This is a genomic window from Nonomuraea rubra (assembly GCF_014207985.1).
In the GTDB taxonomy this organism is placed as follows: domain Bacteria; phylum Actinomycetota; class Actinomycetes; order Streptosporangiales; family Streptosporangiaceae; genus Nonomuraea; species Nonomuraea rubra.
Genome location: NZ_JACHMI010000001.1, coordinates 4,831,263 through 4,853,703, shown reverse-complemented (window position 1 = coordinate 4,853,703; position 22,441 = coordinate 4,831,263). Strand labels below are relative to the sequence as shown.

Here is a 22,441-nt window from a genome sequence, read left to right as displayed (position 1 = left end):
GGTCATGCGCACGTGGTGCCCCGGGGCGGCAGGCGGCGCTCGGTGACGTACGCGCTGACGTGCCCGATCACGCAGGCGTTGGCCATGGCGCCGAACAGGTTGTGGCCGGGGCCGTCGTACCGGATCGTGCGGCTGCCGGGGATCTGCCCGGCCACCCGGCTGGTGGCGCCGTAGTCCTGCCAGGTGCCCGCGCCCAGGAGCGGCGGCAGCGTGCGGGGCATCGGGGCGGGCGGGTTGCTCACGGGGGCGGGCCAACCGGCGCAGGTCAGCGGCAGGTGCCAGGCGAGTGGGAAGGCGGCCCCGGTGTTGGGCGCGATCGCGCGCAGCCGCTTGACCGTGCGCGCCAGCTCCCGCTGGGTGCCCGCGCGAGGGAAGTCGAGGCATTCCTTGACCCCGCCGCCGGGAATCCCGGGGTAGGGCTGGCTGCTCGACAGCGCGAAGCCGGAGGCGTCGCCCGCCTCGGCCGCCGTGATGGCGGCCGTGAGCTCGCCCCACCGCGCCGGGCCCGGCCGGAGCTTGAGATAGGCGAGGGCCTGGAGCTGGGTGCGGTCGTAGCGGGCGCCGGCCTCCGGGGCGGGGACGGGCTCCTCGTCCGCCCTGGCGAGCAGCGCCTGCCAGCGCTGCTCCAGGCCGGCGGGTGCCCAGGCGAAGAACCGGTCCATGAAGCGCTCGTTCTCCCGCGCCAGGGTCTCCAGCTCCCGTTCCCAGCGGCGGAGGCTGTGGTTGCCGATGCCGTCGATGTACAGGGTGCGGACGCGCCCGGGGAACAGCCGGGCGTACGACTGCGCGATCGTGCCCCCGTACGACAGGCCGAGGAAGTTCATCTCGTCGTCGCCGAGTGCGGCGCGGATGGCGTCGGCGTCGCGCGCGTCCGAGGCGGAGTCCATGTGGTCGAACAGTTCGGGGTCGGTGGCGCGGCACTTGCCGGCCCTGGCCTGGTTGGCGGCGGCGAGCCGGTCGAGCCCGGCCTGGTCCGAGGGGAACGCCGGGGTGCGCACGAACCCCCAGTCGCACCGCAGCACCGCGCCGCTGAGGCCGGGGTAGCCGCGCGGGTCCCAGGTCACGACGTCCATCGAGGTACGGATCCGGTCGAAGGTCCGGGTGCGTGCGGCCAGCAAGGCGATCTGGCCGCCCATCGGGCCGCCGAAGTTGACCAGCGCGGAGCCCTTCCTGGTGCCGGTGGCCGGCAGGCGGGCGATCTTGAGGGTGATCTTCCTGTGGCTGCCGGGCGACAGGGCGACGGGCAGGTCCGCGCACTGCAGTTCGGGCGCGTTCGCGAGGGGGCAGGCGGTCCAGCGCGGGGACGGCTGCGGCGTGGGGACGCCGGCCGGTGCCGCGAGCACGGCCAGCGCCACGAGGGCGTTGAGCATGCCGGGAACGCTAGGAGGCGCGCGAGTGCCGCGTCTGCTCCCGAAGGTCAGCGGTGATTGTTCACCAAAGTTGACTGGGAGAGCGGCGGCACCCCCTGAGTAGGGTGAGGCGTATGCCGAGAACTGCCCAGCTCGTCGCCGTGGTCGTGGTCGCGGACTCGGCGCTGTCGTGGCTGGACGGGATGGGGGGATGGGCGCTCGTCGCGTACGCCGTGGCCGTGGCGCTCACGATGGCGGCGCGGGGCCGCCTGCCGTTCGCGGCGTTCCTCGCGGCGCTGGCGCTGGCGCTGGTCACCGGCGGGTCGCTGGCCCTGCTGGTCTGCACCGGTTTCCAGGCCGGGCAGCGCCTCTCCACCCGCAGGGACCTCGTGGTGACGGCGGCCGGTCTCATCGCGTACGTGTGCGCCCTGCTGCTGGCCGTGGAACGGTCACCCGGCGGGGAGGACCCGTGGGTCAGCCTGGCCCGCGTCGTCATCCTGACCGCGCTGCCGCTGCTCGCCGGCCGGTACGTGGCCCAGCAGCGCGAGCACCTGCGCCGGGAGAAGGCGCTGGTCGCCGAGCAGGAGCGGCTGCGCGAGCGGCTGCGCATCGCCCACGACATGCACGACTCGCTCGGCCACCTGCTCAGCCTGGTGTCCGTGCAGGCCGCCGCGCTGGAGGTGGGCTCGCTGCCCCCCGACCAGCGGCGGGCCGTGAGCGGCCTGGCCGACAACGCCCGCGCCGCCGCGGCCGGGCTGCACCGGGCGGTCAGCGCGCTGCGCGACCACGACACGCCCGGCCTGGACGACCTCGACGGCCTCGTCGCCCGGTCCAGGGCGGCGGGCGCCGCGGTGACGATCGAGACGTGCGGCGAGGCCGTCCCGCTCGCCGATCCGCGGGCCTCCCACGCCGCCTACCGGGTCGTCCAGGAAGGGCTCACCAACGCGGTCAAGCACGCGTCCGGCGCGCCGATCACCGTGTCGCTCGACTGGCAACCCGACGCGCTGCTGCTCTCCGTGGCGAACCCGCTGCCCCGCCATCCCCACTCCCCCGCCGGCGGCGGCAGTGGCAACGGCAGCGGCCTGCCCGGGCTGACGGAGCGGGTCGCCGCCGCGGGCGGCCTGCTGCAGGTCCATCCGGGGCCGCGCGTCTTCCGGCTCGTCGCGATGCTTCCCCTGGTGCCGGTCCTCGCGGGGGCCGCCCCGTGATCAGGACGCTGGTCGCCGACGACGAGCCCCTCATCGCCACGGGCATCCGCACCGTCCTGGAGTCGGCGGGCGACATCGAGGTGGTGGCCACCGCCCGCGACGGGCGCGAGGCGGTGCGGGCCGCGCGCCTGCACCGGGTCGACGTGGCGCTCCTGGACATCGCCATGCCGGTGCTGGACGGCCTGGCCGCCGCAGCCGAACTGACCGGCACGCACGTGGTCCTGCTCACCGCCTTCGGCGACGAGGACAACGTACGGCGAGCGGTACGGCATGGCGTGTCCGGGTTCGTCCTGAAGACGTGCACCCCTGACGAGCTGATCCGCGCGGTCCACGCGGCTCATGCCGGGCAGGCGTACCTGTCGCCGGCGGTGGCGCGCCAGGTGCTCGACCTGGCGGCATCGGGGAGCCCCGGCCGGGGGCACGAGGGCGGGCACGACGCCGCCCGCAGGCTGGCCACCCTGACCGCGCGCGAGGCCGACGTGCTGGCGCTGGTGGCGCAGGGGCTGTCCAACGCCCAGGTCGCCCGGCGCCTGCACATGACCGAGGCGAGCGTGAAGACCTACGTCAGCCGGATCCTCGCGAAGCTGAACTGCGCCAACCGGGTGCAGGCGGCGCTGCTGCTGCGCGACGCGCCGTTCACCCCGTGACCTTCCGGGGAGGCTCTCAGAACCGGAAGCGCACGATGCGGACGGATCGTTTCAGGCCCGGCAGCAGGTTCAGGAAGCGGTAGAGGCGGCGGACGTTCGCGGGGGCCTTGGCCATCAGGATCGGCGAGTCGTTCATCGGCGCCTCGTCGACGTACTCCAGCCGCGGATGCCACGCGGCCAGCGCGGCCGGGTCGTTGAAGCCGCAGTGGAAGCGGGCGTCGTACACGCGCAGCGAGGGATCCCATCGCGAGGTGCGCCACGCCCAGACCGGCACCGTGTCGAACTGGAGCCGGCCCGTGGGGAAGGCGTCGACGACGCTGGTCAGCAGCCGCCGGACGTCCTGCTCGGTCAGGTACGGCACCAGCCCCTCGGCGATCATCAGCACCGGCCGCTCGCGGGGGATGCGGTCCAGCCAGGCCGGGTCGGTGACGCTGGAGGCGATCAGGGTGTAGTGCTCGCGCGGCGGCAGGAAGCGCTCCCGCAGCTCGATGACGGTGGGATAGTCCAGGTCGTACCAGTCGACGGTGGCGGGCGGGTCGATCCGGTACACCCGGGCGTCGAGGCCGCAGCCCAGGTGCAGCACCACGGCGTCGGGGTGGGCGGCCAGGAAGCTCCGGGCCCAGTCGTCGTGGGCCTTGGCGCGGACGACGGCCGCGAGGCCCACCTGGCTGGTGCCGAATCTGCGCTGGTCGTAGCCGGGGTCGAGGCGGCGCATCACCTGCTCGGCGTACGTGTCGCCGAGTATCGGGTCCGGCAGCCGGTTGTCCAGGGCCTTGGCCTTGAGTACGGGGCTGAGGGTCTTCTGCACCCCGACGAGCTGGGTCTCCTTCACCCCTCCGACACTACTCTTATTTCACGAATTTCGTGAAGTGCATGAATGATCTAAACTGTGAGGCCACGACAAGGAGAGGAGCCGCGGGTGACGCGAGCGGACGAGGGCGCCATCGCCGGTTTCCGGGAACGGTTCGCGCAGATCATGGTCGAATCCGGCATGCCCCGGATGGCCGCGCGCGTGTACGCCGCACTGCTGGTCACCGACTCCGGCAAGCTGTCGGCCGCGGAGCTCGCCGAGCGACTGGGTGTCGGCGCACCCGCCATCTCGGGCGCGGTCAAGTACCTGGTGCAGGTACGGCTGGTCGAACGCGGCCGCGAACCCGGGGCCCGGCACGACTTCTGCCGCATCCACGAGCACACCTGGAGCGAGTTCATCAGCCAGTCCGACCCGGTGCTCGTCCGGGTGCAGGCCGGTGCCGACGAGGGCACCGCGCTCCTGGGCCTGGACTCCCCCGCCGGGCGGCGGCTGGACGAGACCAGCCGGTTCTTCGCGTTCATGCGCGAGGAGATCAAGCAGTCGATGGCGAAGTGGTCGCGGCTCCAGGCGGCCGACCGCAGGGCAGGCTGAACGGACGGCAGGATCGCGCCGCACGGGCCGTGGTCGTCAACCGGGCGCGACGGCGCGCCGGACGCATTCGCGGAGCAGGGTGCGGCGCTGTTCGTGCACGGCGGGGGGCTCCTCGGCGGTGGCCGCGTAGACGTTGCTGACCGGTGACCAGGCCATGGACATGGCGATGACCATGGCCATCACGTCGAACGGGTCTCCCCGGCGTACGCGCCCGGCGGCCTGGGCCTCGGCGATGGCGCGCAGCTTGTGATCGTCGAGGCGGTCCCGCTGCTCCACGAGGTGGCCGGCCGGGCGGCGTTCCAGGCGCGCCCAGGTGGCCAGCCGGATCAGGTCGGGGCGGCGCAGGTACTCGTCGTAGAGGCGCACGGCCCAGTCGGCGAGGTCGCCGGCGTCGATGGGGACGACGTTCACGATCCGCTCCAGCGAGGCGAGGAAGATCGTGTCGAAGAGCCGGTCCTTGTTACCGAAGTAGGCGTAGAGCTGGGCCTTGTTGGTGCGGGCGGCGGACACGATCCGCTCGATGCGCGCCCCGGCGATGCCGTGCTGGGCGAACTCCCGCGTCGCCACGTCGAGGATGCGCTGGTAGGTCGCGGCTCCGCGCGAGGTCAGGGGCTGCTCCGCCATGCCTGCGACGCTATCAGACAGAACAGTTGGTTTGCTTCCGGAGGCGGCACGTGCGTACGATCGAATAGACCGAACAGTCTGTTTATAGAGGAGTGCCTGTGCGGACCACAACCGGATGGCGGGCGGACGGCTCGACAGGGACGCTGCGGCGCACGCCGCTGCGGCGCCGCGAGCTCCGCCCTGACGATCTCGCGGTGCGGATCGACTACTGCGGCGTCTGCCACAGCGACCTGCACGCGCTGCGCCATCACGACGGCGCGGCGGGGCAGCCGCTGGTGCCGGGCCATGAGTTCACCGGCGTGGTGACCGAGACGGGGCCCGCGGTCACCCGCTTCTCCCCCGGCGACCCCGTCGCCGTCGGCAACATCGTCGACTCCTGCGGCGAATGCCCCATGTGCCGGGCCGGCCAGGAGAACTTCTGCCACGCCTTCCCGACCCTGACCTACGGCGGCACCGACCGGCAGGACGGATCGACCACCCTGGGAGGTTTCTCCCGCGAGTACGTCGTCCGCGACCGGTTCGCCTACCCCCTTCCCCCAGGTCTCGACCCGGCCGCCGCCGCTCCGCTGCTCTGCGCCGGCGTCACCGTCTGGGAGCCCCTGCACAGCCTGGGCGTGGGCCCCGGCAGCCGCGTCGCCGTGGCGGGGCTGGGCGGCCTGGGCCATCTCGCGGTCAAGATGGCCGTGGCCCTCGGCGCCACCACATCGGTCATCAGCCGTTCGCCCGCCAAGGCGGCCGACGCGCGCCGGCTCGGCGCCCACGCCTTCGTCCTGTCAACGGATCCGGAACAGCTCGCCCAGGCCCGGGACACGTTCGACGTCGTCATCGACACCGTCTCCACCCCGCACGACCTGGGCCCGTACCTGCGGCTGGTCGCCATGGACGGCACGCTCAGCAGCCTCGGCCACCTCGGGCCGGTCACCGTGGAGACCATGGACCTGCTCCTGGGACGCAAGAGGCTCAGCTCCGCCGGCAGCGGAGGGCGTCCCGCGACCGCCGCCATGCTGGAGTTCTGCGCCGCCAACGGCATCACCGCCGAGATCGAGCTGCTCCCCTCGGCGCGGGTGAACGAGGCGCTCGACCGCCTCGGCCGCAACGACGTGCGTTACCGCTTCGTCCTCGACCTGTCCGACCTGAACTGAGCGCCCGGATGAAGGCCGGTCAGGCCGGCGGTCGAGGACGGCCAGGCCCAGAGCGGCCACGGACGCTTCGAGCGAGGGCAGGTCGGCGAGGTCCAGCCGGAGGGGCCGGACGAGCGCGCCGGGGCACGTCCCGGGGGGCTGGTGACATGGTGCGGCTCCTTGCGTCGAAAGTGCGGTCAGTGCTGGAGTTCTTCCGGTGCCCGGCGCGGCATCAGGGCCACGGCCGGGACGGTGAGGGCGGTGAGGGCCACGACCACGATGAGGCTGGTCGTCATGGCCGGGCCGAAGCCGGAGGCGGCCGACTGGAAGAAGATCGAGGTGACGGCGGCCGAGCCGATGCCGGCCGCCAGTTGCTGGACCGCCGACAGGGAGCCGCTGGCGCTGCCGGCCTCGCCGGGGGCGATGTCGCCGATCGCGACGTCGAAGATCGTGCCGTAGCAGGCGCCCATCCCCAGGCCGGTGAGGAAGACGGCCGGCGCCAGGGCCCACAGGCTCAGGCTCGTGCCGGAGGTGGCGACCAGGACGAGCAGCCAGCCGCAGCCGACCAGGATGACGGCCAGGCCGAGGAAGACGAGGGTGCGGCCGAGCTTCTTGATCAGCGCCATGCAGGCCGCGGCGGCCACGATGATGCCGACGGTCATCGGCAGGAGCCCCAGGGAGGCGTCCCGCGCCGAGGCGTGCAGCCCCTGCTGCATGAACAGGGAGAGCACGTAGACCAGCCCGGTGGTGGCGGCGAAGACGACCAGACCGGTGAGCAGTCCGGAGCTGAAGCCGCGGTTGCGCAGCAGGGACGGCTTGAGCAGCGGGTCGGCGGCGGTGGCCTGGCGGCGGGCGAAGGCGGCGAGGAACGCCAGGCCCGCGGCGATCGAGAGGACCGGCAGCGCGGTCCAGCCGTTGCTCGACCCCTCGACCAGCCCGAAGAGCAGGCCGACCATGGTGGCGGCGAGCAGCCCCGAGCCCGCCCCGTCCACGACGGTGGACGCGTCGCCGTCGTCGTGCGGCAGCAGCCGGACCGCCAGGATCAGGCCGAGGGCGCCGAGCACCAGGTTGACGAGGAAGATCGGGCGCCACGACAGCCCGGCGAGGTCGGCGTCGATGACGAACCCGGCCAGGATCGGGCCGCCCACCGAGGCGGCCCCCAGCAGGGGCCCGAACATCGCGAACGCCTTGGTGAGCATGTCGCGCGAGAACGTCTTCGTCATGATCGCCATGCCTTGCGGGATCAGGAGCGCGCCGAACGCGCCCTGGGCGGCGCGGGCCAGGATCAGCAGGGCGGGGTGGGGTGAGAGCCCCGCCACGGCCGAGGCGATCGTGAAGCCGCTCATGCCGATGAGGAACAGGCGGCGCTGGCCGTACTTGTCGCCGAGCCGCCCGCCGACCACGAGCAGGACGCCCATGGCGAGCATGTAGGCCGATCCGAGCCACTTGATCAGGCCCTCGCCGCCGTGCAGCTCGGCGGTGATCGTGGGTGCGGCGAGGTTGGTGACCGTGGCGTCGATCATGTCGAGGGCGTCGGCGAGCAGCACCAATCCCAGGATGGCCCACATGCGCCGGGTCGACACGGCCGCCGGCGGGGCGGCGGTTGCGGGGGTTGCCATGACGTCTCTCCGTTCGCAGAAATCTGAACTGACTACGAAACTATAATGACTATAGATTCCGACTCGTTTCAAGTTCGGCTACGATGAGGCCATGGGGACGACGATGGGGCGCCGGGAGCGCAAGAAGGCACAGACCCGCCAGGCGTTGTCGGAGGCCGCGTTGCGGCTGTTCAGCGAGCACGGGTACGACGGCGTCACCGTCGCCCAGATCGCCGACGAGGCGGACGTCTCCATCGCCACCCTGTTCGCGCACGTGCCGGACGGCAAGGAGGCGCTGATCTTCGACGACGGCGCCGAACGGCGTGTCTGGCTGGTCTCCGCGGTCCGCGACCGTCCCCCCGGCCAGTCGGTGCTGGAAGCCCTGCGCCGCTGCCTGGCCGCCCGGGGCCCCTTCACTGACGACCTCCCGCCCGAGCTGCGGCGCAAGCGCGACCTGATCGTCAGCACGCCCGCCCTGCGCGAGTACTCGCGCAAGCTCTGGATCGCCAGCGAGGGGGCTCTGGCCGAGGCGATCGCCGCCGAGAGCGGCCGCGACCCCTCCGACATGACCGTCCGCGCCCTGGCCCGCTACGTCCTGGAGATCCCCGAGCTCGCGGGCACGGAGCCCGACCCCCTGGCCGCGCTCCACGCCATCTTCGACCTGCTCGAATCCGGCTGCCCCGCCTCGCTCAGGGAAGCCTGACCGAGCCCTCCCGCCTGGCCGGGGAACGGTCGCGACCCGACTGGGCGCGCGGGCATACCGGCGACATACCGGCGCCGCCTACGCTGACGGGCCCGTACTCGATCATGCCCGAAGGAACTCCCGTGACCCGTCCAGCGTTCGTGACCGTCCTGGCCGTCCTCTTGTTGTCCCTGATCCCCGGCGTGTCCCACGCCGGGGCCGCGGGCGCGCTGGGCACGGCGGGCAACCTCATGCGCGAAGAGCAGCCGCGCGCCGACGGGATCAGGCACGTGGACACCAAAGCGATCATCGCGGGACTGAAGGCGCTCAACGCGAACACCTACGTCTATCCGATGGCCGGTGACAACGTGCACTGGACCGACCTCCGGGACGAGTTCCTGCCCGCGGCGGCCGCCGCCGGGATCGACGTCTGGGTGCTGGTGTACTCGCCGAGCCAGGCGGGCTGCTGCGTGTCCCGGCCGTTCAAGCACGACTACGTGGCCTGGTCCCGCGAGATCGCCACCCTCGCCAGGAGCCACCCCAACCTCGCCGGCTGGACGGTGGACGACTACGGCTACGACCTCAAGACGTTCACCCCGGCCTACGTCGGGCAGATGCGGTCGGCGGCCGAGGCGATCAGCCCTGGGCTCAAGTTCGTCCCGACCGTCTACTATTCCCAGTTCACCGACGCGTTCGTCGCCGAGCAGATCCCGCTCATGGACGGGGTGATCTTCCCCTTCCGTGACGAGCCGTACCGGGACACCTCCTGGTCGTGGAGCCTGTCGTACCAGGTGCGGCAGCTCGCCGAGCGGTTGCCCGGCACCGAGGTCTACCTGATGCCCTACGCCCACCCGCTGAGCCACGCCGCCCAGAAGCCGACGGTGTCCTACGTCGAGGCGGTCACCAGGAAGGGCATCGAGCACGTGCGCAGCGGCGAGCTCGCCGGGGTCCTGCAGTACAAGCTCCCGTTCGTCTCCCGCGACCTGGCGTGGACGCGCCCCGCGAGCGACAACCTGGCCCGCTCGGGCGACGGGCGGCTGAGCTTCGTCGTCCAGAAGGACACGGCCACCAAGGCCGGCGACGCGTGCGGCGCGACGCGGAAGCTCACGCTGAGCGCGGGGGCCGCCAAGCGCGTGGTGAGCTTCTGGCACCGCGACGCCCGCGGGCCGAGTCATCCGGCCGGCTACCACGTCAAGCAGCTGCTGCTCAACGGCCAGGTGGTCTGGCAGCGCGACGTCACCGCCGACGCGGCCGACACGTGGGCGCGCACGACGGTCGACCTCACGGCCAAGCTGGGCGGGGCGACGAGCGCGACGCTGCAATGGCGCCTGTACGAGCGCAAGGGCGTGAGCGACTACTTCATCGACGTCAGCGTGGACGACATCACCCTCACCGGCCTGGCGATGGGCGACCCCGGCGTGGAGAACGCCGCCGTCTGGACGCCCACCCTGGCCCGCCAGGGCGGCCCGGTCTACTGCTCCGCCCAGGTCTACCACGAGAACTACGGCGCCGACCTCGGCGCGCGCATCGCCAAGCTGTACGCCGCCGGGCAGGCGCCGGTTTCCTGAGGTAGGACGTGGCCCCCATATTTCGATGCAGGACTGCACTGTATTGTAATTGCCGAAGCCGGCGATGCCGGGCTCCCGGCAGGTCAGTCCGCGCAGGAAAGACAGGGATCAACCATGGGTGCCTACGTGCTCGGGTTCCATGACATCGACAGGACGCAGCTCGCCCTGGTCGGAGGGAAGGGGGCCAGCCTCGGCGAGCTGTCCGCGATCGACGGGGTCCGCGATCGATGGGGTCCGCGTGCCGTACGGATTCTGTGTCACCACCGACGCCTACCGGGAGGTCGTCGAGCAGGACGCCGGGGTCCCGCATCCAGGACGGCTTCGACCACCGGGCCGTCCGGCTGTCGGTCGTCGTCCAGCGAATGGTCTTCCCGGAGGCGGCCGGCATCCTGTTCACCGCCGACCCGGTCTCCGGCAACCGCACCGTCGTCTCGATCGGCGCCGGGTTCGGCCTGGGAGAGGCGTTCGTCTCCGGGCTCGTCAACGCCGGCAACTACCGCGTCAGAGCCGGGCGGATCATCGGCAGGCAGATCGCCACGCAGACCAAGGAACTGCGCGCCTCCCCGTCCGGCGGCACCGAGGAGCAGCCGATCGAGCCCGCCCGGCAGCACACGCAGACCCTCACCGACAGCCAGATCCTGCGGCTCGAGCTGCACGACAAGCTGGGCCGCACGGCCGGCGTCGTGGCGGGCAACCGCTTCTCCAAGGACGTCTGCGCCGAGCTCACCTCCGCCTGGGCCAGACCGGCCACGCTCAAGAGCCTCGACCAGGTGGACGTGCTCATGGCCGGCGCCCTGCGTACCGTGCTGAAGCGCAGGGACTTCGTCGCCTCGCTGGCACGCGGCAGGACCTCGATGCTGGACTTCGGCGAGGGCGGCCCGCTGCCGATCGTCCGCCAGTACCTCAAGCTCTCCCGCGAGGACGACCCGGGCGTCGTGCCCGGCCTCATCGCGTACACCGAGCAGAGGGTGGAGGCCGAGGCCGCCGGGCTCGCGGGCCGGGGCTTCATCAAGGAGCCGGAGGACGTGTACTTCCTGTCCATCGAGGAGTTCAGGCACGCGGTCAACACCGGCGAGCTCGACTACTCCACGGTCACGCAGCGCAGGGAGGCGCACGAGACGTACCGGAAGCTCGTCCCGCCGCGCGTGATCACCTCCGAGGCGCCGTGGTGGCCCGCGAGTACGGCCTTCCCGCCGTCGTCGGCGTGGAGGGTGCCACCGAGCGCATCAAGGACGGCCGGCGCGTCCGGGTGAACGGCGGCGAGGGGTACGTGGAGATCCTGTAGCCCGTGACGGGGTGACGGCTCAGCGCGCGAGCCAGTCCCGGTAGGTGGTTGCGGCGATGCGGGCGCCGTCCTTGGCGACCAGGGCGTAGCCCGAGGCGGCGGCGAACAGGCCGGCGCCGTTGTCGGTGACGACGGTGCGGGGGTCGCCCTGCGCGGCGAGGGTGATCCTGCCCAGCGCGTCGAGCGCGAAGACCTCGGGGCCCGCGATGTCGCGCGTGCCGCGCAGGGGGACGCCCACGCTCACGTCGGCCACCGCCCGCGCGACGTCGGCCGCGGCGACGGGCTGCACGAGGGTGGGCGGCAGGCGGACCGTGTGCTCGTCGCCGGTCCAGGACAGCACCTCGTCGATGGACTCGAAGAACTGCGTCGCCCGGACGATCGAGTACGGCACCGGACCGAACCTGAGCAGGTCCTCCTGCAGCACCTTCGCCTGGTAGTAGACCAGGCCGGGCACCTCGTCCGCGCCCACGACCGACAGGATGACCGCGTGGCCGACACCTGCCGCCTCGGCACCGCTCAGCAGGACGTCCATGGTGATCTGGAAGAACGCGGGCGAGGTGTCGTCGGCGGCCGGCGAGTCGGTCACGTTGACCACGACGTCGGCGCCCGCCAGCGCCTTGTGCAGGCCCGCCCCGCTGAGCAGGTCCAGGCCCGTGGACGGCGAGTGCGGCAGCGCCTCGTGCCCGCCCGCGTTCAGGATCCTGACGACCCGCGATCCGATGAGGCCGGTCCCACCGATGACTGCGATCTTCATTGCTTCGACCTTCTTCGTTCTCCGGGACTTCGAAGGGGTCCACCCGCCTGTAAGACCGGAGCGGTCACCCGGATCGTGACCGGCCAGGCAACTGGCCCGCACCGGCGTACCGCCGCCGGGCCCCGCGGCGGCTCCCCGCTGAAAGTTTCTCCCGCCGCGACCCTCCCACCAGCACCGTTGCCGGCCGCCGGCGCCGGGAGCCCTCCTCTGGACGCCGGATGGCGTACGTTACTGCCGCTCACCCGCATCCACGTCAAAGGGAGTCGTCGTGCGTACCTGGCCGGCCCGCGCCGTTGTGTCCTTGCTGATGGTGCCGCTGACGGCCGTTCCGGCGGCCTCCGCCGCGTCGGCGCAGCCGGACGCCCGTACGTGCGCGAAGGCGGACCTGCTGTTCTGCGAGGACTTCCAGTCCATGCCCGTCGGCGGGGCGAGCAGCCTGCGCTGGGGCATCGACACCGAGCACGGCACGCTCACCGTCGAGCGCGGGCGGCGGGGGCAGAAGGTGCTGCGGGTGCACACCGAGGGCAACGGCCGCGCGTTCCTGAAGGTGGACGACTTCGCCGCGCCGGGCAACAGCTTCTACGGGCGCGTACGGCTGCGGGTGGCCGCGTTCCCGTCCGCGCCGGACTGGGCGCACTACACGCTGGTCGAGGCGACCGGCGACGGGCCCGAGATCGTCCGCCCGCTCGGCGGCCAGTACGCCCCGCCGCCCCACGGGGGCGCCGCGTACTGGGGCGTCGGCGCGGACGGCGGCCCCACCGGGGACTGGACGAACTGGCGCACCACCGCACCCTCCGTCGCCGGGACCTGGACCTGCGTGGAGTGGCGCATGGACGCCGCCGACAACCGCATCTCGTTGTGGTTCGACGGGGTGGCCAAGCCGGAGCTGACCGTGTCCACCCGGGAGCACGGCGGCAACCCGGTGGACTTCGTCTTCCCGCGGTTCGACACGGTCAAGCTGGGCTGGCAGCTCTACCAGGCCAACCCGGCCCCCGCCGGCTACGACGTGTGGATGGACGACCTCGCGCTGAGCAGCCGGCGAGTGGGCTGCTGACCCTGCTGCCGACCCTGCTGCTGACCGCCTGCTCAGCGCGACGCCGGCGAGCGGGCAGGTCAGTGGAACTCGTCCGCGCTCCTGCACGTCATGAGCCCGTCCAGGCTCAGGCCGCCGCTCAGGATGCCCGCCACGTAGCCGCATCCCACCATGTGGCTGCCTCGCCTGGCGACCGCGGCGAAGACCGCTCCGGAGAACAGCTGCCTGCCTGCGGGGTTGGAGATCCGCGGCTGGACGCTGCACCTGGTGGTGTTGTTACAGGTCTTCTGGCGGCGTACGGAAGGCACCGGGTAGACGTGGCGGGTGACGTCCGCCGAGACGATGATGCGGTCCTGGACCCGGTCGCACACCACCACGTACGAGGCGACGACGGCGGAGCCGCTGGTGTAGATGCTGGAGACGTTCCCGCGGCAGTTGTCGCGGTTGGAAGCCTGGGCCGGCATCGCTCCGGCGAGCAGGGTTCCCGCGGCGACCGTGGCCACGAGGGCGGCCCTCAGGTACTTCTTCAAGGGAGATCCTTCCTGTGATCGGTGGCGTCAGTTGACGAAGCGGAAGGTCCCGCGCAGGACGGTGCCCCGCCCGCTCCAGTAGCTCTCGTAGTCGACCCGGTAGGTCGTGTCCTCGAAGGCGGCGAGCACCGCGCAGGTGGCGCCCGGGTGCCGGACATTGTCGTCCCTGATGACGATGGGGATTCCGATCACACCGGGGCGGGTCACGGTCACCTCGACCCAGGCCGTCCCCGTGGTGTCGTCCGCCCGGACGCAGAGCTCGTTGGTGGGGTCGGCGTAGCGGACGACGCCGTCTCCGACGTCCCGTTGGAAACTCGCCGCCAGGGCGGGTTGCGCGAGAATGACGCTCGCCACCGCCGCGGCGACGCCGACTGTGATCGTTCTGAGCGGGTTCATCGTTCCTCTTTCTCCCGGACGGAGATCGGCCCACAGCGAGCGTGATCGTCGCACGCGCCGGAAGCACCGTGGAATACGCGGGGAATACGCCTGGTCACCGTGGATCTTCGCCGGATCGCAGGCCGGAGCGGGGGTCGCCAGGGCCCGGGGCGGGCAGGATTCGCAATCGTTTCTTCACCCAGAGCGCCAGCGGAGCAGGCCGTCCGGGTTTACAGTGCCTCCCAGCCGAGGGGGCGCGATGGAGTTCGGGATACTTGGTCCGCTGACGGTACGGCGAGACGGCGAGCAGCTCGACCTGGGCACGCCCAAGGCGCAGGTGCTGCTGGCGGTTCTGCTGTGCCAGGCGGGTTACCCTGTTTCGGAAGATCAGCTTGTCGTGGCGCTCTGGGGGAACACCCCTCCCAAGAGCGCCACCAAGAACGTGCAGACCTACGTCCACCGGCTGCGGCGGCACCTGGGCGACCCCGCTCTCGTGGTGCGGCAGGGCTCCGGCTATCTGGTGCCGGTGGCCGGGGACGAGCTGGACGCGGCGAGGTTCGAGAGCCTGGCCGGATCAGGGCAGGCGGTGGAGGCCGCCGGCGACCCGGAGGAGGCCACCCGCCGCCTGCACGAGGCGCTGAGCCTGTGGCGCGGGCCCGCGTTCGTCGGCATGACCGATGTGCCGATGCTGGCCGCGGAGGCTTCGCGGCTGGACGAGGTCCGCCTGTCGGTCCTGCAGTCGCGGATCGCCGTGGACCTGAGACTGGGGCGCCACGCCGGGCTGCTGGGCGAGCTGACCGCGCTCACCGCCGAGTACCCGCTGCGGGAGCGGCTGCGCGCGCAGCTGATGCTGGCGCTGTACCGCTGTGGCCGGCGGGCGGACGCGCTCGCCGAGTACACGCGGGCCCGCAGGACCCTGATCGAGGAGACCGGCCTGGACCCGGCCGAAGAGCTGCACGACTTGCACCAGCGCATCCTCACCCAGGACCCCTCGCTCGACCTCGTCCCCCGCGCCACGGCGACGGTCACCGGTGCCCCACGGGACGAACCGGGCCCCGATCCGGGCGAGCGGGTACGGGACGCGCACCCGGTGCACGAGCCTCAGGCGGCTCCCACCCCCGCCGAGTTACCGCCGGACATCGCGGACTTCACGGGCAGGGACGACGAGGTGGCGTACCTCACCGGGGCGCTCACCAGGCCGCAGCCGGGCACCGTCGCCATGGCCAGCGTCGCGGGCCTGGGTGGCCTGGGCAAGACCACGCTCGCCGTGCACGTCGCGCACCGGATCGCGGACCGGTTCCCCGACGGCCAGCTCTACGCGGACCTGCGCGGCGCCTCGGCTGAGCCCGCCCGAACGGAGGACGTGCTCAGCCGGTTCCTGTTCGCGCTGGGCGTCAGCCCCACCGGCATTCCGGAATCCCTGGAAGAACGCGTGGCGCTCTACCGGAGCTGCCTGGCAGGACGCAGGATCCTCATCCTGCTCGACAACGTCGCCGGGGAGAAGCAGGTGCGGCCGCTGCTGCCCGGCGCGTCGGGCACGGCCGTGCTGCTCACCGGACGGGTCCGGCTGGTCGGCCTCGAGGGCGCGAGCCTGCTGGAACTCGACGTCCTGCCGTCCGGGCAGGCCATGGACCTGCTGAGACGGATCGTCGGCGACGAACGCGTCCAGGACGACCCGAGCGCGGCTCTGGAGATCACCCGGCTGTGCGGCCGGGTCCCGCTGGCGGTCCGCATCTCGGCGGCCAGGCTCCTCGGCAGGAGGCAGTGGAGCCTGGCCCACCTCGCCGGCGTCCTCGGCGAGGAGCGGCACCGGCTGGACGAGCTGGTGGCCGGCGACCTCGACGTCCGCGCGGGCTTCGAGATGAGCTACCGGATGTTGCCCGCGGGCACGCAGCGGGCCTTCCGGCTCGCCGGCCTGCTCGACGCGCCCGACTTCGCCTCCTGGGCGGTCGCGGCCCTCCTGGACGTCCCGGTACGGCAGGCGGAACGCGAGATCGAGAACCTGGTCGACGCCCACCTGCTGAACCTCACCGGGACGGACGAGACGGGCGGGCTCCGCTACCGGTTCCACGACCTGATCCGGTTGTACGCGCGCGAGCGGGCGCAGCGCGAGGACTCGGAACCCGAGCGCCGGGCCGCGCTCCAGCGGGCCCTGGGCGCGTGGCTGGCGCTGGCGGAGGCCGCGGCGGAGCACGTCCCCGGCCCCTGCTACGCCCTCATGCACAGCCGCGCGCCGCGCTGGCGGCTGCCCGCCGCCGTCTCCGGCCCGCTGCTGGCCGACCCGATGGCCTGGTTCGGCGCCGAGCACGCCGCGCTCATGGCGGGGGTGGCCCAGGCGTGCGAGGCCCGCCTGACCCAGCTCGCCTGGGACCTCGCCGGGTCCACCGAGACCTACCTCAACGTGCGCGGCCTGTACGACGGCTGGCAGCGCATGCACGAGCAGGCGCTCGCGCTCTGCCGCGAGACCGGCGACATGCAGGGCGAGGCCGTGCTGATGCGCGGCCTCCTGGAGGTCACCACCTGGAGCTCGCCGGCGGGCCCCGGACCGGCGATGACCCGGATGCGGGCCGGCGCCTCGCAGCTCCTCGACCTGTTCACCACGCTGAACGACCCGGTCGGCATGGCCGACGCCCTGGCGACCCTGGCCTGGAGCCTGACGGCCGACGGGAACGGCGGCGCGCAGGCGCTCGCCCTGGCGGAGCACGCCCTGCGGACGGCCGCCGACGCGGGCTACCTCGGCGGCCAGGCACGGGCCTATCACGTGCTGGCGATCATCCACGGCGAGGACGACCCGGAGGCGGCGCACGCGGTCCTGGAGCAGGCCACGAAGGTCGCCGAGGCCCTCGGCAACGTGCACTACACCACGACGATCACCCAGTTCCTCGGCGCGGCGAAGGCGTTCTCCGGTGACTTCGCGGGCGGCCAGGAACTGCTGGAGAGGTCCCTGGGCATGGCGCGGCGGCTGAACTACCGCTATCAGGAGACGTTCTCCCTGCTCTACCTGTCGAAGCTGTACGCCACGGTCGGGGACGAGCGGGCCAGGGCGACCGCCGAGCTGGCGCTGGCCTACAGCGAGAGCGGCAACTTCGGCCACTACCTCGCCGACTCGCTCAGCGTGCTCGGGCAGCTGGACCTGGCCGAGGGAGACCTGCCCGCCGCCATCGCCACCCTCGACCGCTCGGTCCGGGTGTGGCGGACCCGCGGCTCGATCCCCTACCTGGCGCGGACGCTGCGCGCCCTCGGCGACGCCCACGACGCCGCCGGCGACCACCAGACGGCCAGGGCCGTCTGGGAGGAGGCCCGCGAGCTGTTCCGCGGGATCGCGCACGAGCACGGCGTGCGAGCGCTGGACGCCCGGCTCACGCGTGAGGGGACGGAGTCCAGGGCCTCGAACCGGCGGTGACGTCGAGGACCAGCTCGGCCACGTGGTGATCGCCGCCCAGCGGGTCGGGCAGTGCCTCCTCGAACGTCACCAGCGCGGTGCCGGGACGGCGCAGCGCCGCGACGAACCCCCGCACCAGCAGCGGGCTGTCGAAGTCGAGGTACATCGGCTTGTGCCACTTCTCGCGGGTCCGGGTCCACGGCGTCGCGGACCTGGCCAGGCGCTCGTCCACGCCCTCCGGGGCGGAACGGGTGCGGAAGAAGCACCGGCGGGGGATCCACTCCGCGCGCCGCCATTCCGCGAGCCGCAGCAGGAACCGGGCCTCCTCCTCCCCCGTCCGGGGCAGCGGCACGCTCTGCGCGGGGAACCTGGTCTGCGCCCGTCCCGCGACGAGCGAGCCGATGGTCAGGCGCGGCCAGTCGCAGCGCCGATCGACCGGCGCCGTACGGGAGGGGTGCGGTGGTGGGAGGACCGAGAGGGGCGGCGTCTCGCCGGACAACACCGTCAGCAGGAGCGAGAACGGGGGCAGGAACTCTCGAGCGGCCGCGCCCGTGTGCACGACGCGTACCTCGCGGCCGTGCGTCGTGGCCAGCGCGAGGAGGCCGGTCTCCTCGTCGAGGCGGACGACGAGGTCGCCGATCCGCAGCCGGGCGCCGTCCGCGTGGTCGGCCAGGCCCGGGGTGCCGCCGAGGTGGAACGGGAGGCATCGCAGGTGGTCGTTGAGTGAGATGCCGAACCGGCCCGCGAACTCCGCGTAGATCGGGCCGGTTCCGTGGTCCGCCGGCCCGGCGTCGCGCCGTGCGCCGGTCAGGTGGTCGAGGCGGGCGCGAACCGAGCCGAATCCGGTGCCCAGCGCGTTGAGCACCGCCCGGAAGCCGCCGGCGGTGCCGGCGGGCTGGACGAAGGCGCTGATCGACCGCACTTCGGGCACCCAGGGCGGGTAGCTCGCGACCGCCGTGCGCAGGGCGCCGGGATGCACGGCCACCTCTCCGGCAGGCCTCCTGGCGGCAGGCCCCTCGGTGACGGGACTCACAGTGACGGGACTCTCAGTGGCGGGGCTCTCAGCGGCTGGGCTCTTGGCGGCGGCGTGGTGCGGGTAGGGCGACAGGGCCGCGAGTGCGGAGGTCATCACGTCGCTCAGCCGGCTCACCGAGGCCAGCACGCTGTCCTCGGGATGTCGCGCCGCCGGTGCGAGCACGCTGCCTCGCAGCTCGGCGCCGGCCTCGTCCGCGGCCGTCACGGCCTGCTGGTACTCGCGGTAGAACACGATCGCGGGGACGGGGCCGCGCCGGCGCAGCCGCTCGCCGAAGAGCTCCGTCAGCGCCAGCCTGGCCGGCAGGTGGGGCGCGAAGGGCGCGATCCACCGGCGGATCAGGTCCAGCTCCTCGGCGACCGGCCGCCACGCGCGTTCCGAGCAGACGGCGGGCGGCGCCGGGGTGACCGCCGTGTCGCGCACGTTGACGGTGGTGAGCGAGGCGAACATCGCGTGGTGCGGGCCGCCCGGTACGGCGAATCCGGCCAGCTCGCGCAGCCTGCCCGCCACCGTCTCACGGCGGGCCCGGTAGGAGCCGGAGCCGTCGATCGCCGGACGCGCCGCGAGCGCGGCGGCCGCCCGCTCCAGCGCGTCCGGCAACGCGCCGGCCTCCCCCGAGTCCCGCAACCACGCCGCGGATCCGGCGAGAACGTCGTCGAGGTGCGGGATCGGCAGCCCGCTCACGATGAGCCCGGCGTCGAGCAGGTGATCGAGGAAGGCGTCCACCTCGCCGTCCAGGGAGCCGTCGCCGCCGGTGAGGCGTTCGCGGAGTACGTGGCGGGGCAACCCTCCCGGCGCCGCGCCGAGCTGATCGATCAGTGCGAGGACGGAGGGCCGCGCGGGGACGGCACAGTGACGTTCGCCGCCGAGCAGCCCGAGAACTCCCAGCCCCCTGAGGTAGACGACCTGGTCCCCCAGGCGCTGTGCCGACGCGTTGAGCGCGAGCGGCACCCGCCCGGCCGCGTGCTCCGCCACGAAGCCGGCGATGCTCTCGCGGAGGTGGTAGTAGGAGAGCTCGAAGACGCCGGACCGATCCACCGGGCGCACCTCGACGGCGGGACCGCCGGCTCGCCACGCCACGGGGCCGCTGGTGGTGAACGTGCTGAGCGGGCTGGTCTTGGTCGCGGCGCGCGCCAGGTAGCGCGCCACCGTCGTCAGGGTCCCTGACCGAGGGGTCCTGGCCGGGTCGCTGATCCATTTCTCCAGCTCGGCCGCGAGCACGGGGCTCGTGCCGCCGAGCGCGATCCGGAACCCGGGGTCCATCGCGGCCTTCAGCAGCGCGTCCAGGCCCGACTCCCGCGCGGCGGCGAGGACGCCTGGGAGGGAGTCCTCGGCAGTGGCGAGCGCGGCGGCCCCGTCCAGCCAGCCCGAGATCCTGCGCGACACCTCCGCCGGCAGCCGCCCGGCGATCTCCGGCGTCCACTCCCGGGTGCCCGGCCGCCGACCGGCGTGCAGGGCCCGGCGGAGGCCGATGACGCGGGGGCGTACGTCGTCGCGAGGCAGGCCGCCGATGACGGCATGGAGGGCGTCGGCGATCGCGCGTCCCTCCGCTCGGAGCCCGTCGCGGCGGGCCAGCACGCCGTCGAGAGCCGCGGCGAGCCGCGGGGAGCGGAGCCCGTCGAGGGCCGCGGGAGCCAGTGCGGCGACGCGGACCACCGCGTTTCCCGCGCCGCCAGGGATGTGGCCGATACGGGCGGGCGCCTCCGGTGTGTTCACCGTTCTCCCTTCGCGATCCGGATGGAGAGCCCGGTCCGGCACGTGCGCCGGACCGGGCCGGGCCTGCCCTTCACGGGGCCGGCGTCATCGGCGGTCCGTCCGGGTTACTGCACTTCCTTCGGCGACCCGCTGCAGCAGCTGCAGCCGATCAGCTGGCAGGAGCAGCCGCAGTTCCTGGAAGCGCCGTACTCCAGCATCCCGTGACCGCCGGTCAGCGATTCGAGCTCGAGGTCACCGGTCTCCAGCTCGAAGACGTCGACCGGGAGGTCGGCGACCGAGAACTTCGACTTCGCAGGGCTCATCGCGTTCCTTTCTCTCCTTCACCCGGATCCCCCAGCGGGAGCCGGACGTTTCTCAGGCCTCACTCAGCTCGTCCGCGCGCGCGGGACTCAGCAGCTGACTGGAGATGAGCTCGGCGTACAGCTCGTCGGTTCGCATGAGCTCGTCGTGCGTGCCGACGGCGCGGGCGACTCCCTGGTCGAGGACGACGATGCGGTCCGCGTCCATGACCGTCGAGAGGCGGTGCGCCACGACGATGACGGTGACCGTCCGCGCGATGGTGCGGACGGTGTCGCGGAAGGCCGCCTCGTTGACGGCGTCGAGGTGCGAGGTGGCCTCGTCCAGGAGGAGCAGGCGCGGGCGGCGGAGCAGGGCGCGGGCGATGGCCAGGCGCTGCCGTTCCCCGCCGGAGAGCGTGCCGCCGCGGTGCCCGACGAGCGTGTCGAGCCCGTCGGGGAGGGCGTCCACGAACTCGTCGAGCCGGGCCAGCCCGAGCACGCGGGCCAGCTCCGCGTCGGTGGCGCCGGGGGCGGCGAAGGTGAGGTTGTCGCGGATGGTACCGGCGAGGACGGGGGCGTCCTGTTCGACGTAGCCGATTCCCTGGCGGAGCCGCGCGACCGGCCAGTCGCGGACGTCGCGGCCGCCGACCAGGACGCGGCCGTCCTCGTGCTCGTAGAACCTCTCGATCAGGCCGAACACCGTGGACTTTCCCGCTCCCGAGGTTCCGGCCAGCGCGGTCACGGATCCCGCCGCGGCGGTGAAGGTGAGTCCCCGCAGGACCGGGCCCGCGTCGCCGTACCGGAAGTGGACGGAGTCGAAACGCACGCTCAGGGGCGAGTGCTCCGCCTGCGGCGGCGGGGGCCCGTGCGGGGCCTCCGCGGGGTAGTCCAGCGCCTCGGCGATGCGGGCGACGCCGGCGGTCGCCGACTGGTAGGAGGCGAGCGCCTGGATCACGCTCTGCATGGGCCCGATCAGGTAGAACACGTAGAGCAGGAAGGCCACCAGCACCCCGACGTCGATGGTCCCGGTCGCGACCCGGGCTGCGCCGGCCACCAGGACGGTCAGGAGCGCGAGCTGATAGGTCAGGCCGGTGACGTTCGCGGACACCACCCCCCACCACGACGCCCGGGTCCTGGCCTGGCGTACGGCGTCCGCCGCGGCGTGCAGGCGGGCCTCCTCCGCCCGTTCCGCGCCGAACGCCCGGATGGTGCGCAGGGCGCCCAGAGCCCGTTCCAGATCGGCGGTCAGGGCGCCGACGGCCTCGGCCGTGGCCGCGCTCGCGCTCCGGATCCTGGGCGCGAGCAGGCGGAAGACCAGGAACGCGAGGACGACGACCGCCAGCGTCAGCCCCAGCAGGACGGCGTCCAGGTACGCCATGAAGCCGATCACCGCGATGACGACGGGGACGTGGATGCCCAGCCCGACGAGCGCGTCGGTGGTGAGGATGTCCACGCTCGCCGCGTCGGCGGTCGCCCGGGCGAGCAGGTCTCCCGGCCGGAGCCGGTCGAAGAACGGGACGCTCAGCCGCACCAGGCGCGAGGCGAGCAGCCGGCGGACGTCCCTGATCAGGATGACGCCCGTACGGTCGAGCAGGAACCAGCTGCCCGCGTTGAGCAGCACGTTGGCCACGATGAGCGCCCCCACGAGCAGGATCGCCCCGCTCGGCCGGGTCCCCTCGGAGATCTGGCCGATGAGCCGCTGCGTGACCAGGGGCAGCACCAGGACGCTCGTCGCGGAGAGCAACGACAGCACCACTCCCCCGGCCAGCCGGGCACGGTACGGCCGCGACCAGCGCAGGAAGATCCGCCACGCGGACACCGCCTGATGGGTCATGGGTCCTTCTCTCGGTAGTGGG

19 protein-coding genes and 1 pseudogene are annotated in these 22,441 nt (G+C 72.9%); 10 read left to right on the top strand and 10 right to left on the bottom strand.

From position 1 onward, the window contains the following. Positions 1 to 2: 2 nt before the first annotated feature. Positions 3 to 1,370, bottom strand: coding sequence for an alpha/beta hydrolase (locus tag HD593_RS22115; RefSeq protein ID WP_185104034.1), 1,368 nt, complete (start codon positions 1,368 to 1,370; stop codon positions 3 to 5). A 113-nt stretch (positions 1,371 to 1,483) separates the two neighbouring features. Here HD593_RS22115 and HD593_RS22110 point away from each other — a divergent pair, with 113 nt between their 5' ends. Together HD593_RS22110 and HD593_RS22105 are read left to right on the top strand one after the other, a co-directional pair. Continuing rightward, positions 1,484 to 2,557 (top strand): sensor histidine kinase, encoded by a 1,074-nt coding sequence (locus HD593_RS22110; protein ID WP_185104033.1) that lies wholly within the window; start codon positions 1,484 to 1,486, stop codon positions 2,555 to 2,557. Continuing rightward, a complete protein-coding gene (locus HD593_RS22105) occupies positions 2,554 to 3,204 on the top strand; it encodes a response regulator (RefSeq protein ID WP_185104032.1) in 651 nt (216 codons plus the stop codon). Before HD593_RS22110 ends, HD593_RS22105 begins: the two co-directional genes overlap by 4 nt. A 16-nt stretch (positions 3,205 to 3,220) precedes the next feature. Here HD593_RS22105 and HD593_RS22100 read toward each other — a convergent pair whose 3' ends face one another. Next, complete coding sequence (locus tag HD593_RS22100) at positions 3,221 to 4,036, bottom strand: class I SAM-dependent methyltransferase (RefSeq protein WP_185104031.1); 816 nt, start codon at positions 4,034 to 4,036, stop codon at positions 3,221 to 3,223. Between the two features lie 87 nt (positions 4,037 to 4,123). On the opposite strand from HD593_RS22100, the gene HD593_RS22095 reads away from it, so the two are divergent. Beyond that, a complete protein-coding gene (locus tag HD593_RS22095) occupies positions 4,124 to 4,606 on the top strand; it encodes a GbsR/MarR family transcriptional regulator (protein WP_185104030.1) in 483 nt (160 codons plus the stop codon). A gap of 36 nt (positions 4,607 to 4,642) precedes the next feature. On the opposite strand, the gene HD593_RS22090 is transcribed toward HD593_RS22095, so the two are convergent. Beyond that, positions 4,643 to 5,230: a TetR/AcrR family transcriptional regulator gene (locus tag HD593_RS22090; RefSeq protein ID WP_185104029.1), complete on the bottom strand. Its 588-nt coding sequence runs from the start codon at positions 5,228 to 5,230 to the stop codon at positions 4,643 to 4,645. A 98-nt stretch (positions 5,231 to 5,328) separates the two neighbouring features. On the opposite strand from HD593_RS22090, the gene HD593_RS22085 reads away from it, so the two are divergent. Next, positions 5,329 to 6,372: an NAD(P)-dependent alcohol dehydrogenase gene (locus tag HD593_RS22085; RefSeq protein WP_185104028.1), complete on the top strand. Its 1,044-nt coding sequence runs from the start codon at positions 5,329 to 5,331 to the stop codon at positions 6,370 to 6,372. 176 nt (positions 6,373 to 6,548) lie between these two features. On the opposite strand, the gene HD593_RS22080 is transcribed toward HD593_RS22085, so the two are convergent. Further along, complete coding sequence (locus HD593_RS22080) at positions 6,549 to 7,970, bottom strand: MFS transporter (protein WP_221524880.1); 1,422 nt, start codon at positions 7,968 to 7,970, stop codon at positions 6,549 to 6,551. A gap of 91 nt (positions 7,971 to 8,061) precedes the next feature. On the opposite strand from HD593_RS22080, the gene HD593_RS22075 reads away from it, so the two are divergent. The 4 genes and pseudogenes from HD593_RS22075 (at position 8,062) to HD593_RS65130 (ending at position 11,484) form a co-directional block, all read left to right on the top strand. Then, positions 8,062 to 8,652, top strand: coding sequence for a TetR/AcrR family transcriptional regulator (locus HD593_RS22075; RefSeq protein WP_185104027.1), 591 nt, complete (start codon positions 8,062 to 8,064; stop codon positions 8,650 to 8,652). A gap of 122 nt (positions 8,653 to 8,774) precedes the next feature. Further along, entirely contained in the window at positions 8,775 to 10,199 is a 1,425-nt protein-coding gene (locus HD593_RS22070; protein ID WP_185104026.1) for a hypothetical protein, read from the top strand. Between the two features lie 227 nt (positions 10,200 to 10,426). After that, positions 10,427 to 10,837 (top strand): annotated as a pseudogene (locus HD593_RS65135) (PEP/pyruvate-binding domain-containing protein); the annotation flags it as partial. A 527-nt stretch (positions 10,838 to 11,364) separates the two neighbouring features. Continuing rightward, entirely contained in the window at positions 11,365 to 11,484 is a 120-nt protein-coding gene (locus HD593_RS65130) for a PEP-utilizing enzyme (protein WP_425262859.1), read from the top strand. A 19-nt stretch (positions 11,485 to 11,503) separates the two neighbouring features. Here HD593_RS65130 and HD593_RS22060 read toward each other — a convergent pair whose 3' ends face one another. Continuing rightward, a complete protein-coding gene (locus HD593_RS22060) occupies positions 11,504 to 12,238 on the bottom strand; it encodes an SDR family oxidoreductase (RefSeq protein ID WP_185104025.1) in 735 nt (244 codons plus the stop codon). A 268-nt stretch (positions 12,239 to 12,506) separates the two neighbouring features. Between HD593_RS22060 and HD593_RS22055 the strand changes: the two genes are divergently transcribed. Further along, positions 12,507 to 13,292, top strand: a complete 786-nt coding sequence (locus HD593_RS22055; RefSeq protein WP_185104024.1) for a hypothetical protein — start codon at positions 12,507 to 12,509, stop codon at positions 13,290 to 13,292. Positions 13,293 to 13,351: 59 nt separating this feature from the next. Here HD593_RS22055 and HD593_RS22050 read toward each other — a convergent pair whose 3' ends face one another. Next, entirely contained in the window at positions 13,352 to 13,801 is a 450-nt protein-coding gene (locus tag HD593_RS22050) for a hypothetical protein (protein ID WP_185104023.1), read from the bottom strand. Positions 13,802 to 13,828: 27 nt separating this feature from the next. Continuing rightward, on the bottom strand, positions 13,829 to 14,197 hold the full coding sequence (locus HD593_RS22045) for a hypothetical protein (protein WP_185104022.1): 369 nt from the start codon (positions 14,195 to 14,197) through the stop codon (positions 13,829 to 13,831). Positions 14,198 to 14,435: 238 nt separating this feature from the next. On the opposite strand from HD593_RS22045, the gene HD593_RS22040 reads away from it, so the two are divergent. Further along, positions 14,436 to 17,579 carry an AfsR/SARP family transcriptional regulator gene (locus HD593_RS22040; protein ID WP_185104021.1) on the top strand — a complete coding sequence of 1,048 codons (3,144 nt, stop codon included), beginning with the start codon at positions 14,436 to 14,438 and terminating at the stop codon, positions 17,577 to 17,579. Here the strand turns inward: HD593_RS22040 and HD593_RS22035 are convergent. From HD593_RS22035 to HD593_RS22025, 3 genes are all read right to left on the bottom strand, one after another. Further along, positions 17,536 to 20,307 (bottom strand): lantibiotic dehydratase, encoded by a 2,772-nt coding sequence (locus HD593_RS22035; protein WP_185104020.1) that lies wholly within the window; start codon positions 20,305 to 20,307, stop codon positions 17,536 to 17,538. The genes HD593_RS22040 and HD593_RS22035 overlap by 44 nt on opposite strands. 104 nt (positions 20,308 to 20,411) lie before the next feature. Continuing rightward, a complete protein-coding gene (locus HD593_RS22030; protein WP_185104019.1) occupies positions 20,412 to 20,609 on the bottom strand; it encodes a thiomuracin/GE37468 family thiazolyl RiPP peptide in 198 nt (65 codons plus the stop codon). A 52-nt stretch (positions 20,610 to 20,661) separates the two neighbouring features. Then, positions 20,662 to 22,419: an ABC transporter ATP-binding protein gene (locus HD593_RS22025; RefSeq protein WP_185104018.1), complete on the bottom strand. Its 1,758-nt coding sequence runs from the start codon at positions 22,417 to 22,419 to the stop codon at positions 20,662 to 20,664. Between the last annotated feature and the right edge of the window lie 22 nt (positions 22,420 to 22,441).

Bases quoted from the DNA above. Each gene is read 5' to 3' on its own strand.
- HD593_RS22115 (WP_185104034.1), bottom strand. From the start codon at position 1,370: ATGCTCAACGCCCTCGTGGCGCTGGCCGTGCTCGCGGCACCGGCCGGC.
- HD593_RS22110 (WP_185104033.1), top strand. From the start codon at position 1,484: ATGCCGAGAACTGCCCAGCTCGTCGCCGTGGTCGTGGTCGCGGACTCG.
- HD593_RS22090 (WP_185104029.1), bottom strand. From the start codon at position 5,230: ATGGCGGAGCAGCCCCTGACCTCGCGCGGAGCCGCGACCTACCAGCGC.
- HD593_RS22080 (WP_221524880.1), bottom strand. From the start codon at position 7,970: ATGGCAACCCCCGCAACCGCCGCCCCGCCGGCGGCCGTGTCGACCCGG.
- HD593_RS22075 (WP_185104027.1), top strand. From the start codon at position 8,062: ATGGGGACGACGATGGGGCGCCGGGAGCGCAAGAAGGCACAGACCCGC.
- HD593_RS22060 (WP_185104025.1), bottom strand. From the start codon at position 12,238: ATGAAGATCGCAGTCATCGGTGGGACCGGCCTCATCGGATCGCGGGTC.
- HD593_RS22045 (WP_185104022.1), bottom strand. From the start codon at position 14,197: ATGAACCCGCTCAGAACGATCACAGTCGGCGTCGCCGCGGCGGTGGCG.
- HD593_RS22040 (WP_185104021.1), top strand. From the start codon at position 14,436: ATGGAGTTCGGGATACTTGGTCCGCTGACGGTACGGCGAGACGGCGAG.
- HD593_RS22030 (WP_185104019.1), bottom strand. From the start codon at position 20,609: ATGAGCCCTGCGAAGTCGAAGTTCTCGGTCGCCGACCTCCCGGTCGAC.
- HD593_RS22025 (WP_185104018.1), bottom strand. From the start codon at position 22,419: ATGACCCATCAGGCGGTGTCCGCGTGGCGGATCTTCCTGCGCTGGTCG.